Annotated in this window: 14 protein-coding genes, 5 tRNA genes, 1 pseudogene and 1 riboswitch; of the genes and pseudogenes, 9 read left to right on the top strand and 11 right to left on the bottom strand. The window is 70.5% G+C overall.

Going from position 1 to position 21,402, the window contains the following annotated elements; all coding sequences use genetic code 11:
- Positions 1-33 precede the first annotated feature (33 nt).
- Positions 34-879, top strand: coding sequence for a tRNA (guanosine(46)-N7)-methyltransferase TrmB (gene trmB, locus QQM39_RS23650; RefSeq protein WP_301999501.1), 846 nt, complete (start codon positions 34-36; stop codon positions 877-879).
- 161 nt (positions 880-1,040) lie between these two features.
- Positions 1,041-2,372 (top strand): PrsW family intramembrane metalloprotease, encoded by a 1,332-nt coding sequence (locus tag QQM39_RS23645; RefSeq protein ID WP_301999499.1) that lies wholly within the window; start codon positions 1,041-1,043, stop codon positions 2,370-2,372.
- Positions 2,373-2,540: 168 nt separating this feature from the next.
- On the opposite strand, the gene QQM39_RS23640 is transcribed toward QQM39_RS23645, so the two are convergent.
- The 5 genes and pseudogenes from QQM39_RS23640 to QQM39_RS23620 form a co-directional block, all read right to left on the bottom strand.
- Positions 2,541-3,488, bottom strand: a complete 948-nt coding sequence (locus tag QQM39_RS23640; RefSeq protein ID WP_301999497.1) for an aldo/keto reductase — start codon at positions 3,486-3,488, stop codon at positions 2,541-2,543.
- 149 nt (positions 3,489-3,637) lie between these two features.
- Positions 3,638-4,663, bottom strand: a complete 1,026-nt coding sequence (locus QQM39_RS23635; RefSeq protein WP_301999495.1) for a M23 family metallopeptidase — start codon at positions 4,661-4,663, stop codon at positions 3,638-3,640.
- An 11-nt stretch (positions 4,664-4,674) separates the two neighbouring features.
- Positions 4,675-4,832, bottom strand: a riboswitch (cyclic di-AMP (ydaO/yuaA leader).
- 233 nt (positions 4,833-5,065) lie between these two features.
- Positions 5,066-6,094: pseudogene (locus QQM39_RS23630) on the bottom strand (PP2C family protein-serine/threonine phosphatase).
- Positions 6,095-6,236: 142 nt separating this feature from the next.
- Positions 6,237-6,310 (bottom strand) — tRNA-Met (locus QQM39_RS23625).
- A 56-nt stretch (positions 6,311-6,366) separates the two neighbouring features.
- On the bottom strand, positions 6,367-7,500 hold the full coding sequence (locus tag QQM39_RS23620; protein ID WP_301999493.1) for a dihydrofolate reductase family protein: 1,134 nt from the start codon (positions 7,498-7,500) through the stop codon (positions 6,367-6,369).
- Between the two features lie 71 nt (positions 7,501-7,571).
- Between QQM39_RS23620 and QQM39_RS23615 the strand changes: the two genes are divergently transcribed.
- Both QQM39_RS23615 and ribA read left to right on the top strand, forming a co-directional pair.
- On the top strand, positions 7,572-8,087 hold the full coding sequence (locus QQM39_RS23615; protein ID WP_301999492.1) for a MarR family winged helix-turn-helix transcriptional regulator: 516 nt from the start codon (positions 7,572-7,574) through the stop codon (positions 8,085-8,087).
- Between the two features lie 145 nt (positions 8,088-8,232).
- Positions 8,233-8,877 (top strand): GTP cyclohydrolase II, encoded by a 645-nt coding sequence (ribA, locus tag QQM39_RS23610; RefSeq protein WP_301999490.1) that lies wholly within the window; start codon positions 8,233-8,235, stop codon positions 8,875-8,877.
- Between the two features lie 97 nt (positions 8,878-8,974).
- On the opposite strand, the gene QQM39_RS23605 is transcribed toward ribA, so the two are convergent.
- Positions 8,975-12,253: a S8 family serine peptidase gene (locus QQM39_RS23605; RefSeq protein ID WP_301999488.1), complete on the bottom strand. Its 3,279-nt coding sequence runs from the start codon at positions 12,251-12,253 to the stop codon at positions 8,975-8,977.
- 255 nt (positions 12,254-12,508) lie between these two features.
- A complete protein-coding gene (locus tag QQM39_RS23600; RefSeq protein ID WP_301999486.1) occupies positions 12,509-13,312 on the bottom strand; it encodes an MBL fold metallo-hydrolase in 804 nt (267 codons plus the stop codon).
- A gap of 257 nt (positions 13,313-13,569) precedes the next feature.
- Between QQM39_RS23600 and QQM39_RS23595 the strand changes: the two genes are divergently transcribed.
- Complete coding sequence (locus QQM39_RS23595) at positions 13,570-13,809, top strand: hypothetical protein (protein ID WP_301999485.1); 240 nt, start codon at positions 13,570-13,572, stop codon at positions 13,807-13,809.
- 143 nt (positions 13,810-13,952) lie between these two features.
- Here the strand turns inward: QQM39_RS23595 and QQM39_RS23590 are convergent.
- From QQM39_RS23590 to QQM39_RS23570, 4 genes are all read right to left on the bottom strand, one after another.
- A tRNA-Lys gene (locus QQM39_RS23590) sits at positions 13,953-14,025 on the bottom strand.
- A 142-nt stretch (positions 14,026-14,167) separates the two neighbouring features.
- Positions 14,168-15,703 carry an amino acid permease gene (locus tag QQM39_RS23585; RefSeq protein WP_301999484.1) on the bottom strand — a complete coding sequence of 512 codons (1,536 nt, stop codon included), beginning with the start codon at positions 15,701-15,703 and terminating at the stop codon, positions 14,168-14,170.
- A 100-nt stretch (positions 15,704-15,803) separates the two neighbouring features.
- Positions 15,804-18,041 carry a DEAD/DEAH box helicase gene (locus QQM39_RS23580; protein ID WP_301999483.1) on the bottom strand — a complete coding sequence of 746 codons (2,238 nt, stop codon included), beginning with the start codon at positions 18,039-18,041 and terminating at the stop codon, positions 15,804-15,806.
- A gap of 930 nt (positions 18,042-18,971) precedes the next feature.
- Entirely contained in the window at positions 18,972-19,322 is a 351-nt protein-coding gene (locus QQM39_RS23570; protein ID WP_062714520.1) for a metallopeptidase family protein, read from the bottom strand.
- Positions 19,323-19,420: 98 nt separating this feature from the next.
- Here QQM39_RS23570 and QQM39_RS23565 point away from each other — a divergent pair, with 98 nt between their 5' ends.
- The 4 genes from QQM39_RS23565 (at position 19,421) to QQM39_RS23550 (ending at position 21,357) form a co-directional block, all read left to right on the top strand.
- The gene (locus QQM39_RS23565; protein WP_301999480.1) at positions 19,421-20,995 is read left to right on the top strand and encodes a metallophosphoesterase; all 1,575 of its coding nucleotides are present in this window, start codon (positions 19,421-19,423) and stop codon (positions 20,993-20,995) included.
- Between the two features lie 80 nt (positions 20,996-21,075).
- Positions 21,076-21,148: transfer RNA gene (locus QQM39_RS23560), tRNA-Glu, on the top strand.
- 37 nt (positions 21,149-21,185) lie between these two features.
- A tRNA-Asp gene (locus tag QQM39_RS23555) sits at positions 21,186-21,260 on the top strand.
- A 23-nt stretch (positions 21,261-21,283) separates the two neighbouring features.
- A tRNA-Phe gene (locus QQM39_RS23550) sits at positions 21,284-21,357 on the top strand.
- Positions 21,358-21,402 lie beyond the last annotated feature (45 nt).

The following is a 21,402-nucleotide window of genomic DNA, read 5'->3' as shown; positions in this document are numbered from 1 at the left end:
GGACCGTGCGGAGCACGTAAAATCGACCCCACTGTGTCTGACTCCCTCAACGCCCCCGAAGTCCCCCAGCCCGGCATCCCCGGCATCCCCGGCGAGGACGATCCCGGCCACGTCCCCGGTGTCTCGGTTCGGCATACCCGGGCCAAGGGTGAGCCCCGGTTCCCGGACGGGCCCAAGGCCGACCCCGCCGGGTCGCACTTCGAGCGGCGGATCCGGAGCTTCCAGCCGCGGCGGAGCCGGGTGACCGCGGGGCAGGCGGACGCGTTGCAGCGGCTGTGGCCCAAGTGGGGGCTCGACATCGACGGCCGGCGCGTCGTGGACCTCGCCGAGCTGTTCGGGAACGACAACCCCGTCGTGCTGGAGATCGGCTTCGGGATGGGGGGGGCCACGGCCCAGATGGCCGCCGCCGACCCCGGCACCGACATCCTCGCCGTCGACGTCCACACCCCCGGGCAGGGAAACCTGCTCAATCTCGCCGACCAGAACGGGCTGTCCAACATCCGGGTCGGCAACGGGGACGCCATCATCCTGCTGCGCGAGATGCTCACGCCCGACTCGCTCGACGGGCTGCGCGTCTACTTCCCCGACCCCTGGCCCAAGAAGCGGCACCACAAGCGGCGGCTCATCCAGCCCGAGTTCCTCAGCCTCGCCGCGACCCGGCTGAAGCCCGGCGCTCTTCTGCACTGCGCCACCGACTGGGAGCCGTACGCCGAACAGATGCTCGAAGTGCTGACCGCGCACCCCGACTTCGAGAACACGCAGGAAGACGGCGGTTTCGCGCCCCGTCCCCCGTTCCGGCCGCTGACCCGTTTCGAGGGGCAGGGACTGGACAAGGGTCATGTGGTGAACGACCTGCTCTTCCGGCGCGTACAGCGGTAGGAGCAGCGGGAAGAACATCCGGCAGACAGCTGGAAGACAGCCGGAAGAACAGCACCGACCGACAAGAGCATCTACACCAGCACCGACACACAACCCCCCACCGGCGCCAGAGCCCCTCGCGCTGCTGCGGGCGGCGCCCCTGCCTCGTTAGGGTCAATGCCGTGGCCACCTGTCCCCCGTACCCGACGCCTCCCACCGGCCCCACCGGCGGCGCACTGCGGCACGCGCACTGGTGGCAGAAGCGGTGGGTGCGTTACGGCGCGCTCAGCACGCTGCTCGCGCTCTCCGGGCTGGTCATCCTCGCCCTGGTACGTGAGCAGACCGGCACCGAAGGGTTCCTGGTCGGGCTCGGGCTCGCCATCCTGCCCGTGCCGCTGCTCGTCGCCTCCTTCCGGTGGCTGGACCGGGTCGAGCCGGGGCCCTGGCGCAATCTGCTGTTCTCGTTCGCCTGGGGCGCCTGCGCGGCGGCGCTGATAGCGATCGTCGCCAACAGCTTCGCGACCAGATGGATAGCGACCGCGACGGCCGACCCGTCGCACGCGGACACCCTCGGCGCGACGGTCATAGCGCCCGTCGTGGAGGAGATGGCGAAGGCCGCCGCCGTCCTGCTCGTCTTCCTCTTCCGCCGACGGGACTTCACCGGGATGGTCGACGGCGTGGTGATAGCGGGGGTCACCGCCACCGGCTTCGCCTTCACCGAGAACATCCTCTACCTCGGCACCGCCTTCGGTACCGACCAGCTCTCCGGCGACAGCGGTATCGCCTCCGTCACGGCGGCGACCTTCTTCGTCCGCGTGATCATGTCGCCCTTCGCGCACCCGCTCTTCACCGTCCTCACCGGCATCGGCTTCGGCATCGCCGCGCTGTCGGGTGAGCGGCAGCATGTGCGCCGCGTCCTCCTCCCGCTCTCCGGGCTGCTGCTCGCCATGGGCATGCATGCCCTGTGGAACGGCTCGTCGGCCTTCGGGGAGTTCGGGTTCTTCGCCGTGTACGCGGCCTTCATGGTGCCCGCGTTCGGGCTGCTGACGTGGCTGGTGATCTGGACCCGGCAGCGTGAGCTGAGGACCGTGCGCGAGGAGTTGCCCGCCTACGTCGTCGCCGGGTGGCTGACGCCGGGCGAGCCCTTCGTGCTCGGCTCGATGCGGGCCAGGCGGATGGCACGGCAGTATGCGCGGCGCCGTGGGGGGCGGGCTGCGGCTCGGGGGGTGGCGCAGTACGAGGCGTACGCCACGTCGTTGGCCTTTCTACGGCATCGGGGGCGGCGTGGGCGGGCCGGGGCCGACTTCGTCGTACGGGAAAGGGAGTTGCTGCACGAGTTGTGGCTACGGCGGGAGCTGGCGCGGCCGGCGCTTGAGCAGGCGGGGGCCGCGCAGGCTTGGTCGGCGTACGGGTACGGGGCGCCGGTGCCGGTTTACTGGCCGGCGTATGGGCAGCCGTACGGGCCCAGGTATGGGGCGGCGCCGTATCCCGCGTACAACCCGTATCGGACGTGAGCGTCGGGGGGCGGAGTGGTTGGCTCGCCCCCGCCGCCCCTACCCGTCCCATCCCCCAGGGGCTCCGCCCCTTCGACCCCGCTGGGGCTGCCGCCCCAGACCCCGCTTCGGCCCTGAACGGGCCTCGTCCCCAAACGCCGGACGGGCTGAAATGCCGAGATGCCGGGCTCAGGCCGACGCCTCCGTCAGCCTCCCCAGTTCCTCGTCCGTCAGCCTCAGCTCCGCCATCCCCAGCAGCGCCGGTAGCTGTTCGAGTGTCCGGGACGAGGCGATCGGGGCCGCTACCGTCGGCTGGGTCGCCAGCCAGGCCAGGGCCACCGTGGCCACCGGGACCTCGTGGGCCTGGGCGACCTCGTCGAGCGCGGCCAGTACCCGTCGGCCCCGCTCCGTCTCCAGGTACTTGCCGGCGCCCTGGGCGCGCGGGCTCTGCACCGCCGTGCCGGCGCGGTACTTGCCCGTGAGGAAGCCGGACGCGAGGGCGTAGTACGGGACCGCGGCCAGGCCCTCCCGCTCGGCGAGGTTCTGGAGGTCGCCCTCGTAGGTGTCGCGGGAGACCAGGTTGTAGTGGGGCTGGAGGGCGACGTAGCGGGCCAGGCCCTCGCGGTCGGAGAAGGCCAGGGAGGCCGCCAGCCGCTCCGGCGAGATGTTGGACGCGGCGATGTGCCGGACCTTGCCCGCCTTCACCAGCTCGTCCAGTGCGCCGATGATCTCCTCGACCGGCACTTCCGGCTTGTCGAAGTGGGTGTAGTAGAGGTCGATGTAGTCGGTGCCGAGGCGGCGCAGGGAGGCTTCAGCGGCCGCCTTGATGTTGGCCGCGGTCAGGCCCTGGAAGTCGGGGTGCTGGCTGACCTTCGTGGCGATGACGACGTCGGAGCGGTTGGCGCGTGCCTTCACCCACTTGCCGATGATGGTCTCGGATTCGCCGCCCACGTTGCCCTCGACCCATGCCGAGTAAGAGTCGGCCGTGTCGATGAAGTTGCCGCCCGCCGCCGCGTAGGCGTCGAGGACGGCGAAGGACTGGGGCTCGTCCGCCGTCCAGCCGAAGACGTTGCCGCCGAGGGAGAGCGGGAAGACCTCGAGGTCGGAGGAGCCGAGCTTGCGCAGGGAAGCAGTCATGCTCCATAACAACGCCCTTGGCGGAGGCCGGTCTTCCGGGGCCGCCGCAAAGTTCCCGTAAACAAGCGGACCCCGGCGCTCCGAAAACCGGCAGCCCTGACGTCGGGGGGTTGCCGTCAGGACCGCCGGGGATCAGAAGTGGGGGAACCTCAGGGCGTAAGCCCCTTGCCGCGCAGCCACGCCAGCGGGTCGATGCCGCTCGTGCTGCCGTCGGGGTGCACCTCGAGGTGCAGGTGTGCGCCGGTCACGTTGCCCGTGGCGCCCACGCGGCCGATGACGTCGCCCGTGTTGACCTTCTGGCCGACGCTCACGCTGATCGAGGACTGGTGCGCGTACCAGAGCTCGGTGCCGTCGTCGAGGGTGAGCACCGTCTTGTAGCCGTACGACCCGTCCCAGCCGGCGAAGGTGATCGTGCCGGAGTGCACCGCCTTGATCAGCGTGCCGGTGGGGGCGGCGAAGTCGAGGCCCGTGTGGTAGCCGGAGGACCAGTAGGCGCCGGCCTGACCGAAGGTCGAGCTGATGGTGTACGAGGAGGTCGGCAGCGTGAACTGCTTGGCCAGCTCGGCCAGGCGCTCGGCCTCGGCCTTCTTGCGGGCCTCCTCCTCGGCCTTGGCCTTCGCGGCGGCGGCCTTGGCCTCGGCTTCCTCCTCCGCCTTGGCGGCCGCGGCGGCGGCCTCCTTCTCGGCGGCGGCGACGGCGGCCGCGGCGGCCTTGTTGTCGATCTGGTCCTGCTGCAGTTCGGCCTGCGCGATGATCCGGCTGCGCAGCGCCTCGCCGGCGTCGGTGGTGCCCTGCGTGGTCTCCTCGGTGGCCGTGCCCATGGTGCTGAGCGCGGTGGCCGTGTCCTCGGCGGGCTCGGCGGAGTCGTCGGAGATCAGGGGCAGGTCCGGCATGGTGATGGCGACCGGCGGCTTGCCGCTGTTCGCGCTGGCCATGCCGCCCGCGCCGACGGCGGCTATGACGCCGACGCCGAGAACCGTGGAGCTGCGGGCGAGTCCCCCGCCTCGCTGCTTGGAGACGCGATGCCTGCCGCGTACGGGACGAATGGACTCCGCGGTGGGGTTCCACTCCTCCAACGGGCCCTCGTCGGTGCGGTGGCGGTCGTAGCCAAAGGTGTCTGCACCGCGTTGACTCGGCACGAACGGGGCTTGCTGGGCAGGCCGGTTGGACGCCACGTGGGCGTGCTCCTTTCCTTCCTTCTCGCCTACCGGGTTAGCTGACGGGTTCGGAGCAGGAAGGTCTCCTACGCGCGTATACCGGCCGTGAGTTCACGGCGGCATCCATGCGATTCACCCCAAGGTGGTGGTTCCCCGGTTCCCTTGCGGGATTCGGCGCGTGCGCGCGGAGCCGCCTCTTGTGACGGCTGGGACGACCGCGCTGCGTTATCGAACGTTAATAGACGCGAGGTGCGGATTCCAAGCTGTTCCACTTGATCATTAACGATTCTCGCCTGGACTTACAGGTCATGAGCGTCCTAAATCGGGCGAGTTGGCCAGGGCTCAGGAATCACACAGGTATTGACGGTATGTCAGTTGTTATGCGGAGGGCGGTCGCCCGATCACGTCCGGTGACAACGATCACTGCCGTCGTACGGCGATGAGAGCCAGGTCGTCCGCCATGCCGCCCCCGGGGTGCCCGCGCGCCTCCGCCGCGAGCACGTCGAGCGGCGCGGCCGGCCTGCGACAGGCGTTGTCCCGTCCCGCGAGCCGCTCCTCAGCAGTGTGGCACCGCTCGGGAAGCCGGCCTCCTGGGCCCGGTCGGGCCAGGGCGCCGAGCTCGCCCATGCCGAGCGGCAGCGCGGGCTCGGGGGCGTGCAGCGAGCGCACGGTGCCGTCGGCGTACAGCAGCAGGGGCGGCGGATGTCCTCGCTCGACGAGGCGCACGGTCCCGTTGCCGTGCGGCAGCTCGGCGAGCACGACGGTGGTGAAGCCCTCGGAGGAGTCGATCCCCTCCCGCCGCGTGCGCTCACGCGGCAGCGCCCGCTGCAGCCGGTGCGCGACCGCCTCCAGCGTGGCCTCCTGCTCAGCGGCCTCCCGGAAGGCCCCGATGACGACGGCGACCGCCGCGACCGCCCCCATGCCCTTGCCGCGCACGTCCCCCACGAGGACCCGGACGCCGTGCGGAGTGTCCTGCACGGCGTCCAGGTCGCCGCCGATGGAGGCGCCCTCCTGCGCGGCCTCGTACCGTGCCGCGATCTGGAACCCGCCGATCCGCTCGGCGGGCTCGGGCAGTACGGCGCGCTGGGCGGCCTCGGCGATCTCACGGGCGGAGGCGAGGCGCTCGTCGCTGCGGCGGACGAGGACGTTGACGAGGACGGCGAGCGCGGAGACGGTGACCACGGTGGCCAGCTCGGTGATCACCTCTGCGCCGGGGGTGCCGCCGAGCGCGATGCGGAGCACGAGCAGTGCGGCGAAGGCGACGAGCCCCGTGAGCACCGTGCCGCGCAGCGAGTAGAGCGGGGCGGCGACGAGGGGTGCGGCGGTGGAGAAGGGAGCGCCGGTGAATTCGGTGGGCGTGGTGTAGTCGTACGCGCCCCCGGCCGCGATCAGCAGGGCGGGGAGCAGCCGGGCGAACCGGCGTGCGTGCGAGATCCGCCGTTCCTCCACCTCACCAGGGTTGCCGAAACGGGGTGGGGAGCGAGTGGTGAGGGCCGACCGGACGACGGGGGAAAGAGGGGCAAGCCCGTGGGCCGAACACCGGGAAAACACTCAGGGCCGGAACCAATTGGTTCCGGCCCTGAACTTTCAGTAGCGGGGACAGGATTTGAACCTGCGACCTCTGGGTTATGAGCCCAGCGAGCTACCGAGCTGCTCCACCCCGCGGCGATGACTCAATAGTACGCCATCCGCAGGACAGAAAGCACACGCCTTTCCCGGCGTCACGGCAGCAGGTGCCCATTCGGGGCTTTTGCCCGCTCTTCGTACTCCGGCAGGACCAGGACATCCACCCCCTCCCGCGCCAGCAGCCCGCTCCCGTCGGCGCCCACCACAAACGTGTCCGGCTCCCGCCAAGCCGTCACCACCCGCCGCACCCCGGCCTCCAGGATCAGCCGGGCGCAGGGCGCCGGCCGCGAGGCCCGCCGGGTGCACGGCTCCAGGCTGCTGTACACCGTCGCCGACGCCAGCCTCGGATCACCGGCCGCGATCTTCCCCAGCGCCGCCTCCTCCGCGTGCACCACGGGATCGTCGCCCTCCCTGGAGTGCCCCCGCGCCAGCTCCGTGCCGTCGGCCGCCACGACCACCGCCCCGACGCTGAAGGCCGTCTCCGACGGCGGGCACTGCGCGGCCAGGTCACACGCCAGTGCCAGCCAGTGCCGGTCCGCGGCGGAGGGAAGGGCGCCGACGCCGGGCGCCGTCGGCTCGTAGCGCATCAGGACGACGTCCTCGATCCGTCGCGTCTCCAGCAGCCGGAGCCGGCCGCCCTGGTACCCGCCCGGCCCGAACAGCCGCGGTGCGTCCGGGTCCCCGACGAACAGCGGCGCCAGCACCAGCTGGACCTCGTCCGCGAGGCCCTGCTGCAGCAGCTGCGTGTGGATCGTGCCGCCGCCCTCGACCATCAGCCGCTCGACGCCGTGCACCTCGCGCAGGTGCTCCAGCAGCGCCCGCCAGTCCAGGTCCGCGCCCAGTGCGACCACATCCGCCGCGACCGGCGTCCGCCGCAGCCGCTCCGCGCCCTTCTCCGTCGTATAGACGATCTTCTCGCCGCCCGTGTGCCAGAAGTTCGCCGCCGGATCCAGTTCGCCGGACGCGCTGACCGTGACCTTCAGCGGATACTCCGGTTTGCCCGCCGCCACCCGCGCGGCCCGCCGCTCGGCCGAGTTCACCAGCAGCCGGGGATTGTCCGCCCGGATCGTGCCGGCGCCGATGAGGATCGCGTCCACGCCAGCCCGCACCTCGTCGACGCGGTCGAAGTCGGCCGGGCTGGACAGGAGCAGGCGCTCGGGGGTGGTGTCGTCGAGGTAGCCGTCCAGGGAGACCGCGGCGGACAGCAGGACGTAGGGGTACGACGGCATCGGCGCGCTCTCCGGCTCGGTCGGGGAAACTCGGGCTTGGTTCAAGTTTGAAACAAACCTACACTGGGGGCATGACGACTCGCTGGCTCACCCCCGAGGAGCAGCGCGCCTGGCGCGCCTACATCGCCTCCGCCGCCCTCGTGGAGGACGCGCTGGACCGGCAGCTCCAGCAGGAAGCCGGCATGCCCCATCTGTATTACTCCATCCTCGCCACCCTGTCCGAGACTCCGGAGCGCCGGTTGCGCATGACCGATCTCGCGGAAGGGCTGAAGATCACCCGCAGCCGGCTGACGTACGCCGTGACGCGCCTGGAGAAGGACGGGCTGGTGCGGCGCGAGGACTGCCGCTGGGACAAGCGGGGCAGCATCGCGGCGATCACCGAGGAAGGGATGCGTGTCCTGGAGCGCACGGCTCCGGGGCACGTGGAGACCGTGCGGGCGCTGCTCTTCGACCGGCTGACCCCGGAGCAGGTCGGACAGCTGGAGGAGATCTTCACCGCGGTCGCCGAGGGCTTCCAGGGAGAGGACGCGCACGCCACCGCCGACGACGTGCCCTGGCGGCGGCGCTCCGGCAAGTCCTGTTCGTGAGGCACGAGTCCGGTCTGTGACGCGGGTCTGTGACGCGGCCGACAAACCTGTTGCTTCAAATTTAAAGCATGGGGTAGGGTCCTGGACCGAGGAGCTGCTTCAAATCTGAAGCAGCTGGCCCACGTACGGAACCCGGAGATCCCGCATGCCCGACTTCACCGCCGCCGCCACCCAGCGCGCCCGCGTCCGGGTCCCGCTGCGCTTCCACGACGGTTACTCCGTGGACGCCGAGCTGGTCACCTTCCACGGCCTGACCGACGGCCAGGAGCACGTGGCCGTCGTCCTCGGCGACCCGGCCCCCGGCACCACCCCCCTGGTCCGGCTGCACTCCGAGTGCCTGACCGGCGACGTCTTCGGCTCGGCCCGCTGCGACTGCGGCCCCCAGCTGCGCGAGGCCGTCGAGCGCATCGCCGAGCGCGGCGGGGTGCTGCTGTACCTGCGCCAGGAGGGCCGCGGCATCGGGCTCTACAACAAGCTGGACGCGTACGCCCTCCAGGACCAGGGCCTCGACACCTACGCCGCGAACGCCGCCCTCGGCCTGCCGGAGGACGCCCGCGACTACACGGCGGCCGCCCAGATGCTCACCGCCCTGGGCATCGGCGAACTGGACCTGCTCTCCAACAACCCCGACAAGGCCGACCAGTTGCGCGCCCTCGGCATCGAGGTCCAGGACCGCGTCCCCACCGGCGTCTTCGCCACCCCGGACAACGTCCGCTACCTGCGCGCGAAGGTCCTGCAGACCCAGCACACGCTGCCGCTGGGGGACCTCGCGGGGCTCAACGTGGGCTGAACGGGGGCAAGACGAAGGGGCGGGCGTCCGATGCCGGACACCCGCCCCTCAGTCGTACGTCGACCACAGCCTTACGACGACGGCAGCCTTACGACGACTACGGCGTGACCTTCTCGATCGTCACCCCGCCGACACCCGCGGTCGTCCCGCGCGTGTTCACCAGCCGTACCTCACCGAAGAGCTGCCGGCCCTCGGGCACGGCCCGCGCGACCGTGACGTTCGCCGCCACCTTCGCCGAGTCGCCCGTGCCGAGCTTCACCGGCGTCGAGTCGTCGGCCGTGATCGAGCCGAGCGCGGAGGAGAAGAACGCGTCCCGGTAGTCGTACGCGGTGGAGCCGGACGGCACCTTGAAGCCGACGACCTCGACGGTGTACTTGCCGGCGGCCGGGTTGGCGATGGAGACGGCCTCCTCGGAGTCGCCGTCCGCGGACTGGCCGACGAGCTTGCCCTCGGCGTCGTACACGTTCAGGTCGAGGTCGGAGGCCAGGTCGGAGACCTTGCCGATGGCGACGTCCAGCGACGTGGTGCCCTCGGGCACCTCGATGGTGCTGGTCTGCGTCTCACCGTCGGCGATGGTCGGCCGCGCGGTCTTCGACGAGCCGAGCGTGCCGCCCCTGAGGGTGCCCTCCACGGCCTCCAGCTTGTTGGTCACCGTCCAGGAGGCGGCGACCGGAGTACCGACCTTGGCCTCCGGCACGGTCACGGCCGCCGGGTCGAAGGACGCGCCGTACACGGTGGCGTTCAGCTTGTACGGGTTGTCCAGCAGGGCCGACGTACGGCGCGAGTCGACCTCGATCTCCCAGACGCCGGGCAGCGGGTCCTCGTAGGAGGCGATGTCCGGCGTGTTGGGGTCGTTGTCGGCGACCGGGGTGCCGTACGGGCTGATGGCGCTGAACAGCGTCCGGCTGCCCTCCGCCAGGCCGCCCAGCGTGACCTGGAGCGACTTCGTGCCCTCGGGGACGGTGACGAAGTACGACTTGACGTTGTTGCGCTGCACCGACCCGGACGCGGTGAAGGTGTGCTGGACCGGCGTGGAGACCACGACGGTGTTCAGGATCTGCTTGTCGACGCCCACGGTCCTCGGGTCGTCGGCCTCCAGGATCACGCTCTTGATGCCCGCGTGCTTCGGGGCGGCCTGGACCTTGACGGTCACCGCCTTGTTCAGCGGCAGGTCGACGACCCTCGGGCCGACGATCGAGAAGGTGCGGGCCTGGTTGTTCGCCAGGCGCAGGGTGTGCGGGAGCGAGCCGGCGGGACCGGACGTACGGGTGATCGTGACGTCGTACGTCTTCTTCTGCCCGGCCTTGAGGCCGCCCTCGCGGTCGTAGACGCCCGTGCCGAAGCCCGGCGTCTTCAGCGCCTGGTCGAGCGCGGTGTCGACCGGGGCTTTCACGGCGTAGTCGTGCGCGGTGGCGCCCGCCTTGATCGCCTTCCAGGCGTCGACGACGTCGATGAGGCCGGCACCCTCCTCGTACGCCTGAAGTCCCTCGATGTGGTGGGCGGTCGAGGTGAGCGCGGTGCGCAGCTTCTGGGGCGTCAGCTTGATGCCCTGCTGCTTGGCGGCGCTCAGCAGCAGCGCGCTCGCGCCCGCCGTCTGGGGGGACGCCATCGACGTGCCGTTGTACATGGCGTAGCCGGCCGGCAGCTTCCAGCCCGCCTCGGCGACCGGCGAGCCGGGCATCCAGGCCGGGATCGTGCTGACCGCGGAGCCGGGGGCGACGACCGTCGGCGTGAAGCCGCCGTCCTCACGCGGGCCGCGCGAGGAGAAGTTGAACAGCTGGTACTTGTTCTCGACGCCGGTGCCGTAGTTGGCGGCGAAGGTCTCCTTGGAGACACCGGCGCCGACCGAGATGACCTTGTCGGCCAGACCCGGGTCGGCGATGGTGTTGGCGCCGGGGCCGGAGTTGCCGCCGGAGAGGACGAGCTGGACGCCGTAGGTGTCGATCAGGCGGTTGTACAGCTCGGCGTCGGCGTTGTTGCCGTCGTTCAGGGGCGGCAAGCCGCCGATGGACATGTTGACGACGTCGACGCCGCGGTTGACGACGAGGTCGATCATGCCCTCGGTGATCGCGACGGTGGAGCAGCTGGGCCCGAAGAGGCAGGCGCGCGACGAGACGATCTTCGCGCCGGGGGCGGCGCCGTTCATCTTGCCGCCGAACATGCCGTTGGCGGCGGTGATGCCGGCCACGTGGCTGCTGTGCGAACCGGCGGTGAGGCCGATGTTGACGAAGTCGGCCTTCTTGCCGACCCAGTCGCCGCCCAGCGGATCCATCGGGACGTCCTTGCGGACCTCCACGACGAAGTCCTGGCTCTCGGGGATGTCCGTGGCCGGGTCGTCGGTGCCGAAGTGGCCGACCTGGTGGCCGTCCTTGTACGGCTTCATCGGGGTGTCGTCGGTGAAGTCGCCGTTGTCGTCGACGTCGACGGTGACCGTGCCGGCGGCGGCGTCGTACAGCACGCCCCAGTCGTCGGTGGTGTCGCCGTCGCGGTTGACGTCGCCGTCGGCGTCGCCCTCCGTGACCTTGCCCTGGTTGGTGACGGCCTCACGGAAGGTGCTGATCCCGTACGAGCCCGCAGGGGCCTTCCAGGTCTTCCCGCCGTACGTGAAGGAGGGCCCGGAGACGGAGGTGGTCATCGCCCGCCAGGTGCCGTCGCCGTCGACGATCGGGTCGGTGGCGGTCACCCAGTCGACGATCTTGCGCTCACCGGTGGTCGTCTTCTGCAGCGCCGGGCTCGCGAGGTCGACGCCGGTGTCGAGGACACCGATGGTCACGCCACGCCCGTCCGCCTTCGGGTTCTTCTTCACGAAGTCGACGGCGCCCGTCTCGAAGGACGGGTTGTACGGGTTCTTCGCGGGGGTGTTCTTGTCCGGGCCGGGGTAAGTGGCCGCGGAGGCGCTCGACTTGCCGCCGCTGTCGAGGCTCGGCTCCTCCAGGGGTATTTCGTCCCGCAGGTCGATGGCCTGCACGGAGGAGAGCTTGGCGGCGGCCGCAATGGCCGACTCCGCCTTGGCGGTCGGCACCGTGGCCCGTACGTAGCCGAGCTTGTCGTACGTACGGCCCACGGAGCCGCCCTTGACCGCGTCCAGCTCCTCGGCGAGCTTCTCGGTCTGTCCGGGTGCCGTGGCGATCATCATCGTGACGGTCTTGTCGCGCTGTGCCTTCGCCTCCGCGAGGAGGTCGGCGTCGTCCGAACCGAGCTTGTCGTGCGCGGACTTGACGCCGGGGTCGGCCGCGGTGGCGGTGGTGCCGTCCGCGGCGAGGGCGAGGGGTATGGGCCCGGCCGCGGAGAGCGCGGCGACGAGGCCTGCGGCCACGGCGATACGGGCGGCGCGTTTCGCCCCCGGTATCGGGGCCTGGTGGGGGGTGGTGGGCATGGTGATCCCTGGTGCTGAAGGAACGTAGACGTCGGCGGCCGTATCGAGCACCTTCGACCGCCGCGGTCCGGAATGTGATCCCGGATGATCGCCCAGCTTCCCTCAAGGGACCGATTTCTGTTGGTAGTTCAGAGAGCTGAGATCGCTGACTGGCACAAACTCGCCATGCGTCACGTAGGACTTATCGGACCAGGCTGTGACATTCCTGTGAGACGACGAGGCGGTGAGGCGGCGAGCCGGCCCCCTGGGCGCCGGTCAGCCCAGCTGGACCCGGTCGATCAGCCCCGCCTCGGTGAACGCGGCCACCAGCTCGTCGCGCCCCTCGGTGAAGTGGGCCCAACTGTCGAAGTGGACGGGGACGATCCGGCGCGCCCCGAGGATCCGGGCGGCCTCCACGGCCCGGACGCTGTCGAGGGTGAGCAACTGGCGATCGAGTACCGCCACGCGGGCGGCCCCGGCGAAGAGGACGGCCGTGTCCACCGGCCCGAACCGCTCGGCGATCTCCTTGACCGGCCCGAGCTGGGCGTTGTCGCCGCTGATGTACACCGTGGGCAGACCGTCCCCGGTCAGCACGAAGCCGACGACCTGCCCGACGACCGCTTCGAGCTCCTCGCGCTCCCCCGGGCCGTGCAGCGCCGGCACCCCGGTCACGGTGATCGCACCCCCGCCGGGCCGGTCCACCGTCACGGACTCCCAGTCCCCCAGCCCCCGAGCGGTACCGCCCAGCCGGCCCGCGCCGCTCGGCGTGGTCAAGGTCAACGGCACCTCGGCGAGCAGCGCGCGGCCGGAGACGTCGAGGTTGTCGGGGTGCTCGTCGTGCGAGAGCAGAACCACGTCGATCCGCCCGAGCTCGGCGGGCGATACGGAGGCGGCGGCGGTCTTGGTCAGGGCACGGCCGTCTCCCAGCGGGTAGTCGCCGGGGGCGTCGAAGGTGGGATCGGTGAGGAGGCGCAGGCCGCCGTACTCGATGAGGGCGGTCGGGCCGCCGAAGACGCGGACGGGGACTCGCTCGCTGGTGTTGCGGGCCGTGGTGCGAGGGGTGGTGCGAGGGGCAGCCATCGTCAAACCTCACGGTTAGGAGTGAACATATCCGTGAGACACAGCTAACCGCCTCTCACGGAAAGGCGCAAGCCAAAACATGAGAAGTCGAAGTACGCCCGGGGTTGCGGACATTGAGGCTCCGTCACAGCCGATTGACCCTCAGGACCCCCATATGGCAGTCCCGATGAGCGCGGCGGGAGATATCGGATTAGCCTCCGAAATGAGCGCAAAGTGGATCTATCGATGGTGCGCTCTACCCGACCCAAGGAGGAGCAATGCGCAAGCTTCAGAAGGCCGCTGTCGCGGCCGCCATCCTGGGGAGCTTCAGCTTCATAGCCACCGGCACTGCCAACGCATACGGCGGGCACGACCACGGAGGATGCAAGTCGCACGACCAGAACATCGACATCCTCGGCCAGGTCGGCGTGCTCAACGGTCTGCTGGGCAACGCACTCAATGGTGAAGGCAGCGCGGGCGGGCAAATCAACCACACCGGCTCGAGTTGTCACCACTAGCTGTCCCAGTTCACCGCACCAAGCCTCGGCGCCGGGCCCACCAGCCCGGCGCCGAGTCCGTCTGTGCCTGGTACCCGTGCCGAAAGCAACCCGAAAACGCCGCGAGCCCCAGTCCAGAAGTCGTCTGAACTGGGGCTCTCTTGTAGGCCCTGTGGGACTCGAACCCACAACCAATGGATTAAAAGTCCACTGCTCTGCCAATTGAGCTAAGGGCCCAGGCGATGTTGCCACCCTGAGCATAGCCGCCCGTGGCCGTGTCGCCGATCGGGTATCGGGGACACGGCCGCGTCGCCGGTGCGGACGGCGTCGGAATGAGCCTTCGCGCGCCTCCGCGCCACGGGTCCGCCGAGCCGCAGCCCTACGGATCCACCACTTCGGGCGCCCCCGCCCGAGCCGCCTCGCGGGCGATCGTCCGCTCGTGGTCGGGGTTGAGGAACCAGTGCCGGGCCGAGGCCAGCCACCAGGTCATGGCGAAGCCGAGGACGACGAGCACGGCGATGGGGGCGTAGTTGAAGGTCTCCCAGGTCACCGGGGACACCTGCGGCAGCATGAACAGCACCGTGATCACGCCGACCCACGCCACCGCCACCACACCCACGGCCCTCGACCAGCGGCCCAGATGCCACGGCCCCCGCTCGAAGGCCTCCCCCTTGCGCAGCCGCAGCAGCGTCGGGATGACGTACGCGATGTACAGGCCGATCACCGCGATCGAGGTCACCGCGGCGTACGCCGTCACGTTGATCAGATACGGCAGCCCGAGGAGCAGCGCCCCGCCCGCCGCCAGCCACACCGCCGCGACCGGCGTGCGGGTGCGCGGGCTGACCGTGTGCCAGATGTGGGAGAAGGGCAGCGCCCCGTCGCGCGAAAAGGCGTAGATCATGCGGCTGTTGGCCGTCACGGACGCCATCCCGCAGAACAGCTGCGCCCCGATGACGACCAGCAGGAGCAGCTTGCCCGCCGTCGCCCCGAGCGCGTCGAGCAGGATCTGCGCGGGCGGCGCGCCCGTCGGGGACGCCAGCGCACCCTCGTACGACTGGATGGCGAAGGTGAAGCCCAGGAGGAGGACGAATCCCGCGATCCATGACGTCCAGATCGACCGCACGATGCCCTTCGGGCCCGCCGTCGACGCGTCGTGGGTCTCCTCCGTCATATGGGCCGAGGCGTCGTACCCGGTGAAGGTGTACTGGGCCATCAGCAGCCCCAGCAGCACCACGTACACCCCGCTTCCCCAGCCCGTGTTGTTCACGAACTCGCCGAACACGAAGGAAGCGGACTGGTGCCTGTCCGGTACGAAGGCCAGCGCGCCGACGATCACCGCGACACCCAGCACGTGCCACCACACGCTGATGCTGTTGAGCAGGGCGACGACGCGCACACCGAAGGTGTTCAGCAGGCCGTGCAGCACCAGGATCCCCGCGAAGAGCAGGATCGTCCGGCCCGGCCTCACCTCGAAGCCGAACTGCAGGTTCAGATACGCACCCAGGAAGGACGCGGCCCCGAAGTCGATGCCGGCCGTCACCGCCACCTGGCCCAGCACGTTGAACCAGCCCGTGAACCACGCCCAGACGGCGGCCGTACGCGGCGGCGCGAGCCGGTGCGCCCAGAAGTACAGGCCCGCCGACGTCGGGTACGCCGAGCAGATCTCGGCCATCGACAGGCCGACGAAGAGGGTCATCAGACCCACGGCCACCCAGCCCCACATGATCACGGCGGGGCCGCCCGTGTTCATGCCGAAGAGGTAGAGGGTCAGGCAGCCCGACAGGACGGAGATGATCGTGAAGGAGACGGCGTAGTTGGAGAACGCCGACATACGGCGGGCGAGGACCTGGGTGTAACCGAGCTGGGCAAGCCGTTCCTCGTCCGACAGCCCACTCGCTATCGCGTCATCTGTCATGCCCCCAGCGATTCCCGCCCGAGCGGCGTGACATGCGTCACAGGCGACTGAAAAGGGCCCGTACGACAAAGTCGTACGGGCCCTCGCAGCTCACTCGGCGTCAGCCGTTGCGCTTCCAGCGCGGCTTGTCCTCGCGGCGCTGGAAGGAGCCGCCACCGCGGTGGTCGTCACGGCGGCCGTACGGCCGGTCGTGGCCGGGCCGGTCGTGGCCGGGCCGGTCGTGGCCGGGCCGGTCGTGGCCGGGCCGGTCGTGGCCGCCGGAGCGGAAGCCCGGACGGTCGTCGCGGCGGTCACGGTTGAAGGGGCGGTCGCTGCCGCGGTGCCCACCGCGCTCGTCCCGGCGCTCGAAGGAACGACCGGCCGGCCGGTCGTCCCGACGGAACCCACCCCGGTCGTCGCGGCGCTCGAAGGGACGGCCACCACGGTCGTCCCGACGCTCGAAGGAACGGCCACCGCGGTCGTCCCGACGGTCGTCGCGACGGAAGCCGCCACGGTCGTTGTCACGGCGCTCGAAACCACGCTCGCCACGGTCACGGTTGAACCCACCGCGGTCGTTGTCCCGACGCTCGAAGGAACGCCCACCCCGGTCGTCCCGACGGTCATCGCGGCGGTCGTCCCGACGGTCGTCGCGACGGAAGCCGCCACGGTCGTTGTCGCGACGCTCGAAACCACGCTCGCCACGGTCACGGTTGAACCCACCGCGGTCGTTGTCCCGACGCTCGAAGGAACGCCCACCCCGGTCGTCCCGACGGTCATCGCGGCGGTCGTCCCGACGGAAGCCACCACGGTCGTTGTCACGACGCTCACGACGCTCGTACGCCGGAGCCTCCGACCTGTCGGCGTCCTGCGCCACCGGCTGCTGCTCGGGCACGGCCACCTCGACGGTCTCGACCGTCGCCGAAGCCTGCGCGGCCTGCGACTCAACGACCGCTGCCTCGGGGTCCTCGCCCCGCTCGCGCGCGGCCCGGGCGACGAGCCGGTCGGCCTCCTCACGCAGCTCCGCGGCGCGCCGCTGCGCCCGCTCCAGCTGCTTGGTGAGGTGAGCCACCTCATGCTCGGCCTGCTGCGCGGCGTTGCCCGCGGACTCGGCCTGCACCTCGGTCATCGAACGGGCGCCGGTGATCTCGGCGACCTCCGGGTCGAAGGCGTTGCCGCCCTGGATGATGTGGCGCGAGGCGTCGACGCCCGCGTCCTCCATCAGCCGGAAGATCTGCCGGCGCTGGTGCGGCAGGGAGAGGGACACGACCGTGCCCGTACGCCCCGCACGCGCCGTACGGCCGGCCCGGTGCAGGTAGTCCTTGTGGTCGCCGGCCGGGTCCACGTTCAGGACCAGGTCGATGCCGTCGACGTGGATGCCGCGGGCGGCGACGTCAGTCGCGACGAGCGCGTTGACGTAGCCCTTCTTGAAGTCCTCCAGCACGCGGGTACGCGCGCCCTGCGTCATACCGCCGTGCAGCGCGTCGGCCTTCACACCGGAGTCGCACAGCTGCTCGGCGATACGGTCGGCGCCCAGCTGGGTGCGGACGAAGATGATCGTGCGGCCCTTGCGGGAGGCGATCGCGGCGGTGACCGGCGCCTTGTCCTTGGGCTTCACGATGAGGATGTGGTGCGACATGGTCGTGACGTTGCCCTGGGCGCTGTCGACCTCGTGCGTGACCGGGTTGGTCAGGTAGCGCTTGACCAGCGTGGAGATCTCGTTCTCCATCGTGGCCGAGAACAGCATGCGCTGACCGCCCGCCGGGATCTGGTCGAGCAGCTCGGTGACCTCGGGCAGGAAGCCCAGGTCCGACATCTGGTCGGCCTCGTCGAGGACGGCGATCTGCACGTTCTCCAGGGAGCACGCGCCGCGGTTGATGATGTCGCGCAGGCGGCCCGGGGTGGCGACGAGGACGTCGACACCGCGCTCCAGGGCGTAGATCTGGTTGCCCATGGACGTACCGCCGCAGACGACCTTCATCTTCAGGCCCAGGACGTCGCCGTAGGGCTGAAGCGCGTCGGCGACCTGCATGGCCAGCTCACGGGTCGGGGTGAGGATGACCGCGCGCGGCTTGTGCTTCTCGGTGCGGCCGCCGGCCAGCGTGGCCAGGGTCGGCAGACCGAAGGAGAGGGTCTTGCCGGAGCCGGTGCGGCCACGGCCGAGGATGTCCTTGCCGGCCAGGGCGTCCGGGATGGTCGCGGCCTGGATCGGGAAGGGGGTGGTCACGCCGTTCTGGGCGAGCTTGCGGACGACGCCCTCGGGGAGACCGAGGTCCGCGAAGGTCACCTCGGGAGTCTCCTCGACGGACGCGTTCTCCGCGTCCTCGGGCACCACGACGTGATCAGTACTGGAAATGGACATGCGTATGCGAAACCTTCCGGAGTCTCGTCGGCACGCGCCCGTCAACTCCGTGATTCGCAATACGACCGCCTCAATGCGGTCAGCCACGGCAAGGGAGAGAACGCGCCACACGGCGCGCTCTGCAGTGGCGCCGGGCAAATGGGATCAAACGATCTACCACCATACGCACCCCAGGCCCCCCAAGGCAAACTGGCCGTCGCCCGTGTAGGCAACGTCACTTGCCACCACCCCTCTCGACCCCGCGACGCCGAGCTGATCCAAACGACAGGCCCCAGGTCACGCGGGCGCCCCCGCAGTCGGCGCCGGCTCCCGCTGGGCCAGCTGCGGCCCCGTCTCCTCATGCGCCGACGACGACGGCTCGGCCTCCGTGGGCGTCGGCAGGGCCGACGTCGGCTCCTGGCTCGGCGTCGGCTCCGGATCCGGCGTCCGGGTGGGCGTCGGCTCCGCCGTACGGGTGGGCCCCGGCTTCTCGGTCTGCCCCGGCTTGGCCGGCGGCTTGCCCCCGCCGGGGCGGAAGCGCTCACGTCCGCGGACGGCGACGCCGAGGCGGACGCCGACTCCTCCGCCCCCTTCTCGCCCTTGCGCTTCCCCTTGCGCTTCTCCTTCTCCCGCTTGCGGTCGTCCACATGCGCCCCGTACCCGGTGCCGCCACCCGACACGGCCGACCCCCCGTCGGGCGCCTCACCACCACGCTGCCCCACGGAGTGCGACGGCTTCGCGCTCCCGCCTCCGCCGTCGTCACCCACGCTCATACAGCCGGATGCGGCGGCGACGGCCATCACCGTGGCAGCCAGACGGACAGGTACGTACAAGGGGCGCACGGGAGCCACCTCCATGGGCGGGCGAAGAAGTCAACCTGCCCAACTCCCGCCGCCCACAAGAGGACACGCGCCCCGCATTCACAGGTTCACAGGCCCCTCGGAGCCCCGCTCACCCGTACCCGAGCGCGTGCAACCGCGCGTCGTCGATCCCGAAGTGATGCGCGATCTCGTGCACCACCGTCACCTCGGTCTCCTCGACGACCTCCTCCCGCGACTCACACATCCGCAGCGTCGGCCCCCGGTAGATCGTGATCCGATCCGGCAGCACCCCGGCGTACCACTCCCCGCGCTCGGTCAGCGGAGTCCCCTCGTACAACCCGAGCAGCTCGGGATCGTCCGTCGGCGGTTCGTCCTCGACGAACACCGCGACGTTGTCCATCAGCCGCGTCAACTCCGGCGGAATCCGGTCCAGCGCCTCGGCGACCAGTTCCTCGAACTCCTCGCGCGTCATCTCCAGCACAGGCCCATTGTCGGGTACGAACCCCGGGCGCGAACCAGCCGTGAAGGAGCCGCCAACGGCCCCGCATACCCACCCCCGCACTTGGGCATACGGGACCAATGGCCCGCGTCCCCGCCGCAGTCCGGAAGGTTCTCGCCCCTCTCCCCAGGGCCCCACGCGCCCTCGCCCGCCGTTACGCCACCCGCCGCCCGCACCCCACCCCGGAACTCGTCTCCCAACCCCACCCGTGGACACGCGCCCTCGGCCTGGTCACCGTCGTCCTCCTCGGCGCCTGGCTCGGCCTGCTGATCGTCGGCAACGTACGGGTCCCGGTCGGCCCCATGAACACGACGATGACGCTGCGCCCGTCCGCCACCGGCGGCACGAAGATCAACGTCTCCCCGCTCGGCGCCCTCCAACTGGACAGCCACATCGCCCCCGTCCGCCTGGACGTCAACGTCGACCAGCTGGACCCCGCCCGCGCCCAGGCCCTCGTCGACCACCCCGAACGCCTCTCCGGCCTCCAGGACGAGGTCACCCAGGACGTCGCCCACGGCACCCGCGACCTGGCCGTACGCAGCTGCGTGGCCGTCGTCTCCGGAGCCACGGCCCTGGGCCTGGCGGTCTACCGCCGCCCCCGCCGCGCCCTGGCGGCCGGCGGCCTCGCCCTCACCCTCCTGGCGGCCTCGGGCGGCACGGCGTACGCCACCTGGAACCCCGAATCCGTCCTGGAGCCGAAGTTCTCGGGCCTGCTCTCCTCGGCGCCCTCCCTGGTCGGCAACGCGCGCAGCATCGTCACCGAATTCGACGTCTACCAAAAGGAGTTGGCCCGCCTGGTCACCAACGTGACCAAGCTCTACGACGCCACCTCCACGCTCCCCGCCTACGCACCCGACCCGAGCACCATCCGCGTCCTGCACGTGTCCGACATCCACCTCAACCCGGCGAGCTGGAAGATCATCGCCTCGCTCGTGGACCAGTACAAGGTCAACGTGATCGTCGACTCCGGCGACACCATGGACCACGGCACCGCCGCCGAGAACGGCTTCCTCGACCCCATCGAGGACCTCGGCGCCCCCTACGTCTGGGTCCGCGGCAACCACGACTCCCACGTGACCCAGCGCTACCTGGAGAACCTGAAGAACGTCCACGTCCTGGACGACGGCAAGGCCCAGACCGTCGCGGGCCTGCGCTTCGCCGGCATCGGCGACCCCCAGTTCACCCCCGACCGCTCAAAGGTCCCCGGCGGCGACGCGGCCAACGAACTGGCCGGCGCCCGCCTGGCCACGTCCCTGCGCGACCAGGAGACCGCCGGCACCCCCGTGGACGTCGCCATCGCCCACGAACCGGTCGCCGCCCGCCAGACCGACGGCGAGGTCCCCCTGGCCCTGGCCGGCCACATCCACCACCAGGAGATGGAGGTCCTCCCCTACGGCACCCGCCTGCGCGTCGAAGGCTCCACCGGGGGCAGCGGCCTGCGCGCGATCGAGGGCAAACACCCCGACCCCATCCAGACCTCGATCCTCTACTTCGACCGCGACACCCGCCGTCTCCAGGCCTGGGACGAGATCGAACTGGGCGGCCTGGGCCTGACGACGGCAGAGGTACGCCGCCACCTGGTGGAGGAGAACCAACCGGGCGCGACCGACTCACCGACCGGCTCGCCGACCCCGTCCCCGAGCCCCACCCCGTAAACCGTTTTGGCGATACCTCCCGCCATCCCATATGCTTCTCACGTCCCCGACGCGCTGAGAAGCGCCCAGGCGGGCCGATAGCCCTCATCGTCTAGCGGCCTAGGACGCCGCCCTTTCAAGGCGGTAGCACGGGTTCGAATCCCGTTGGGGGCACGCAGTACGGTGTGCGACACTGTCGTACGCATTGCTTGGTCCTGTGGAGCAGTTTGGAGTGCTCGCCACCCTGTCAAGGTGGAGGCCGCGGGTTCAAATCCCGTCAGGACCGCTGAGGCTTCTTGTAGGCCTCGCGGCTGGGTAGCTCAGTTGGTACGAGCGATCGCCTGAAAAGCGATAGGTCGCCGGTTCGACCCCGGCCCCAGCCACACAGTACGAAAACCCCCACCGGTCGCCGGTGGGGGTTTTCGTCG

Source organism: Streptomyces sp. DT2A-34, assembly GCF_030499515.1.
GTDB lineage: Bacteria > Actinomycetota > Actinomycetes > Streptomycetales > Streptomycetaceae > Streptomyces.
The sequence above is the reverse complement of the archived record's forward strand: the minus strand, read 5'-3'. Positions and strand labels throughout refer to the sequence as shown.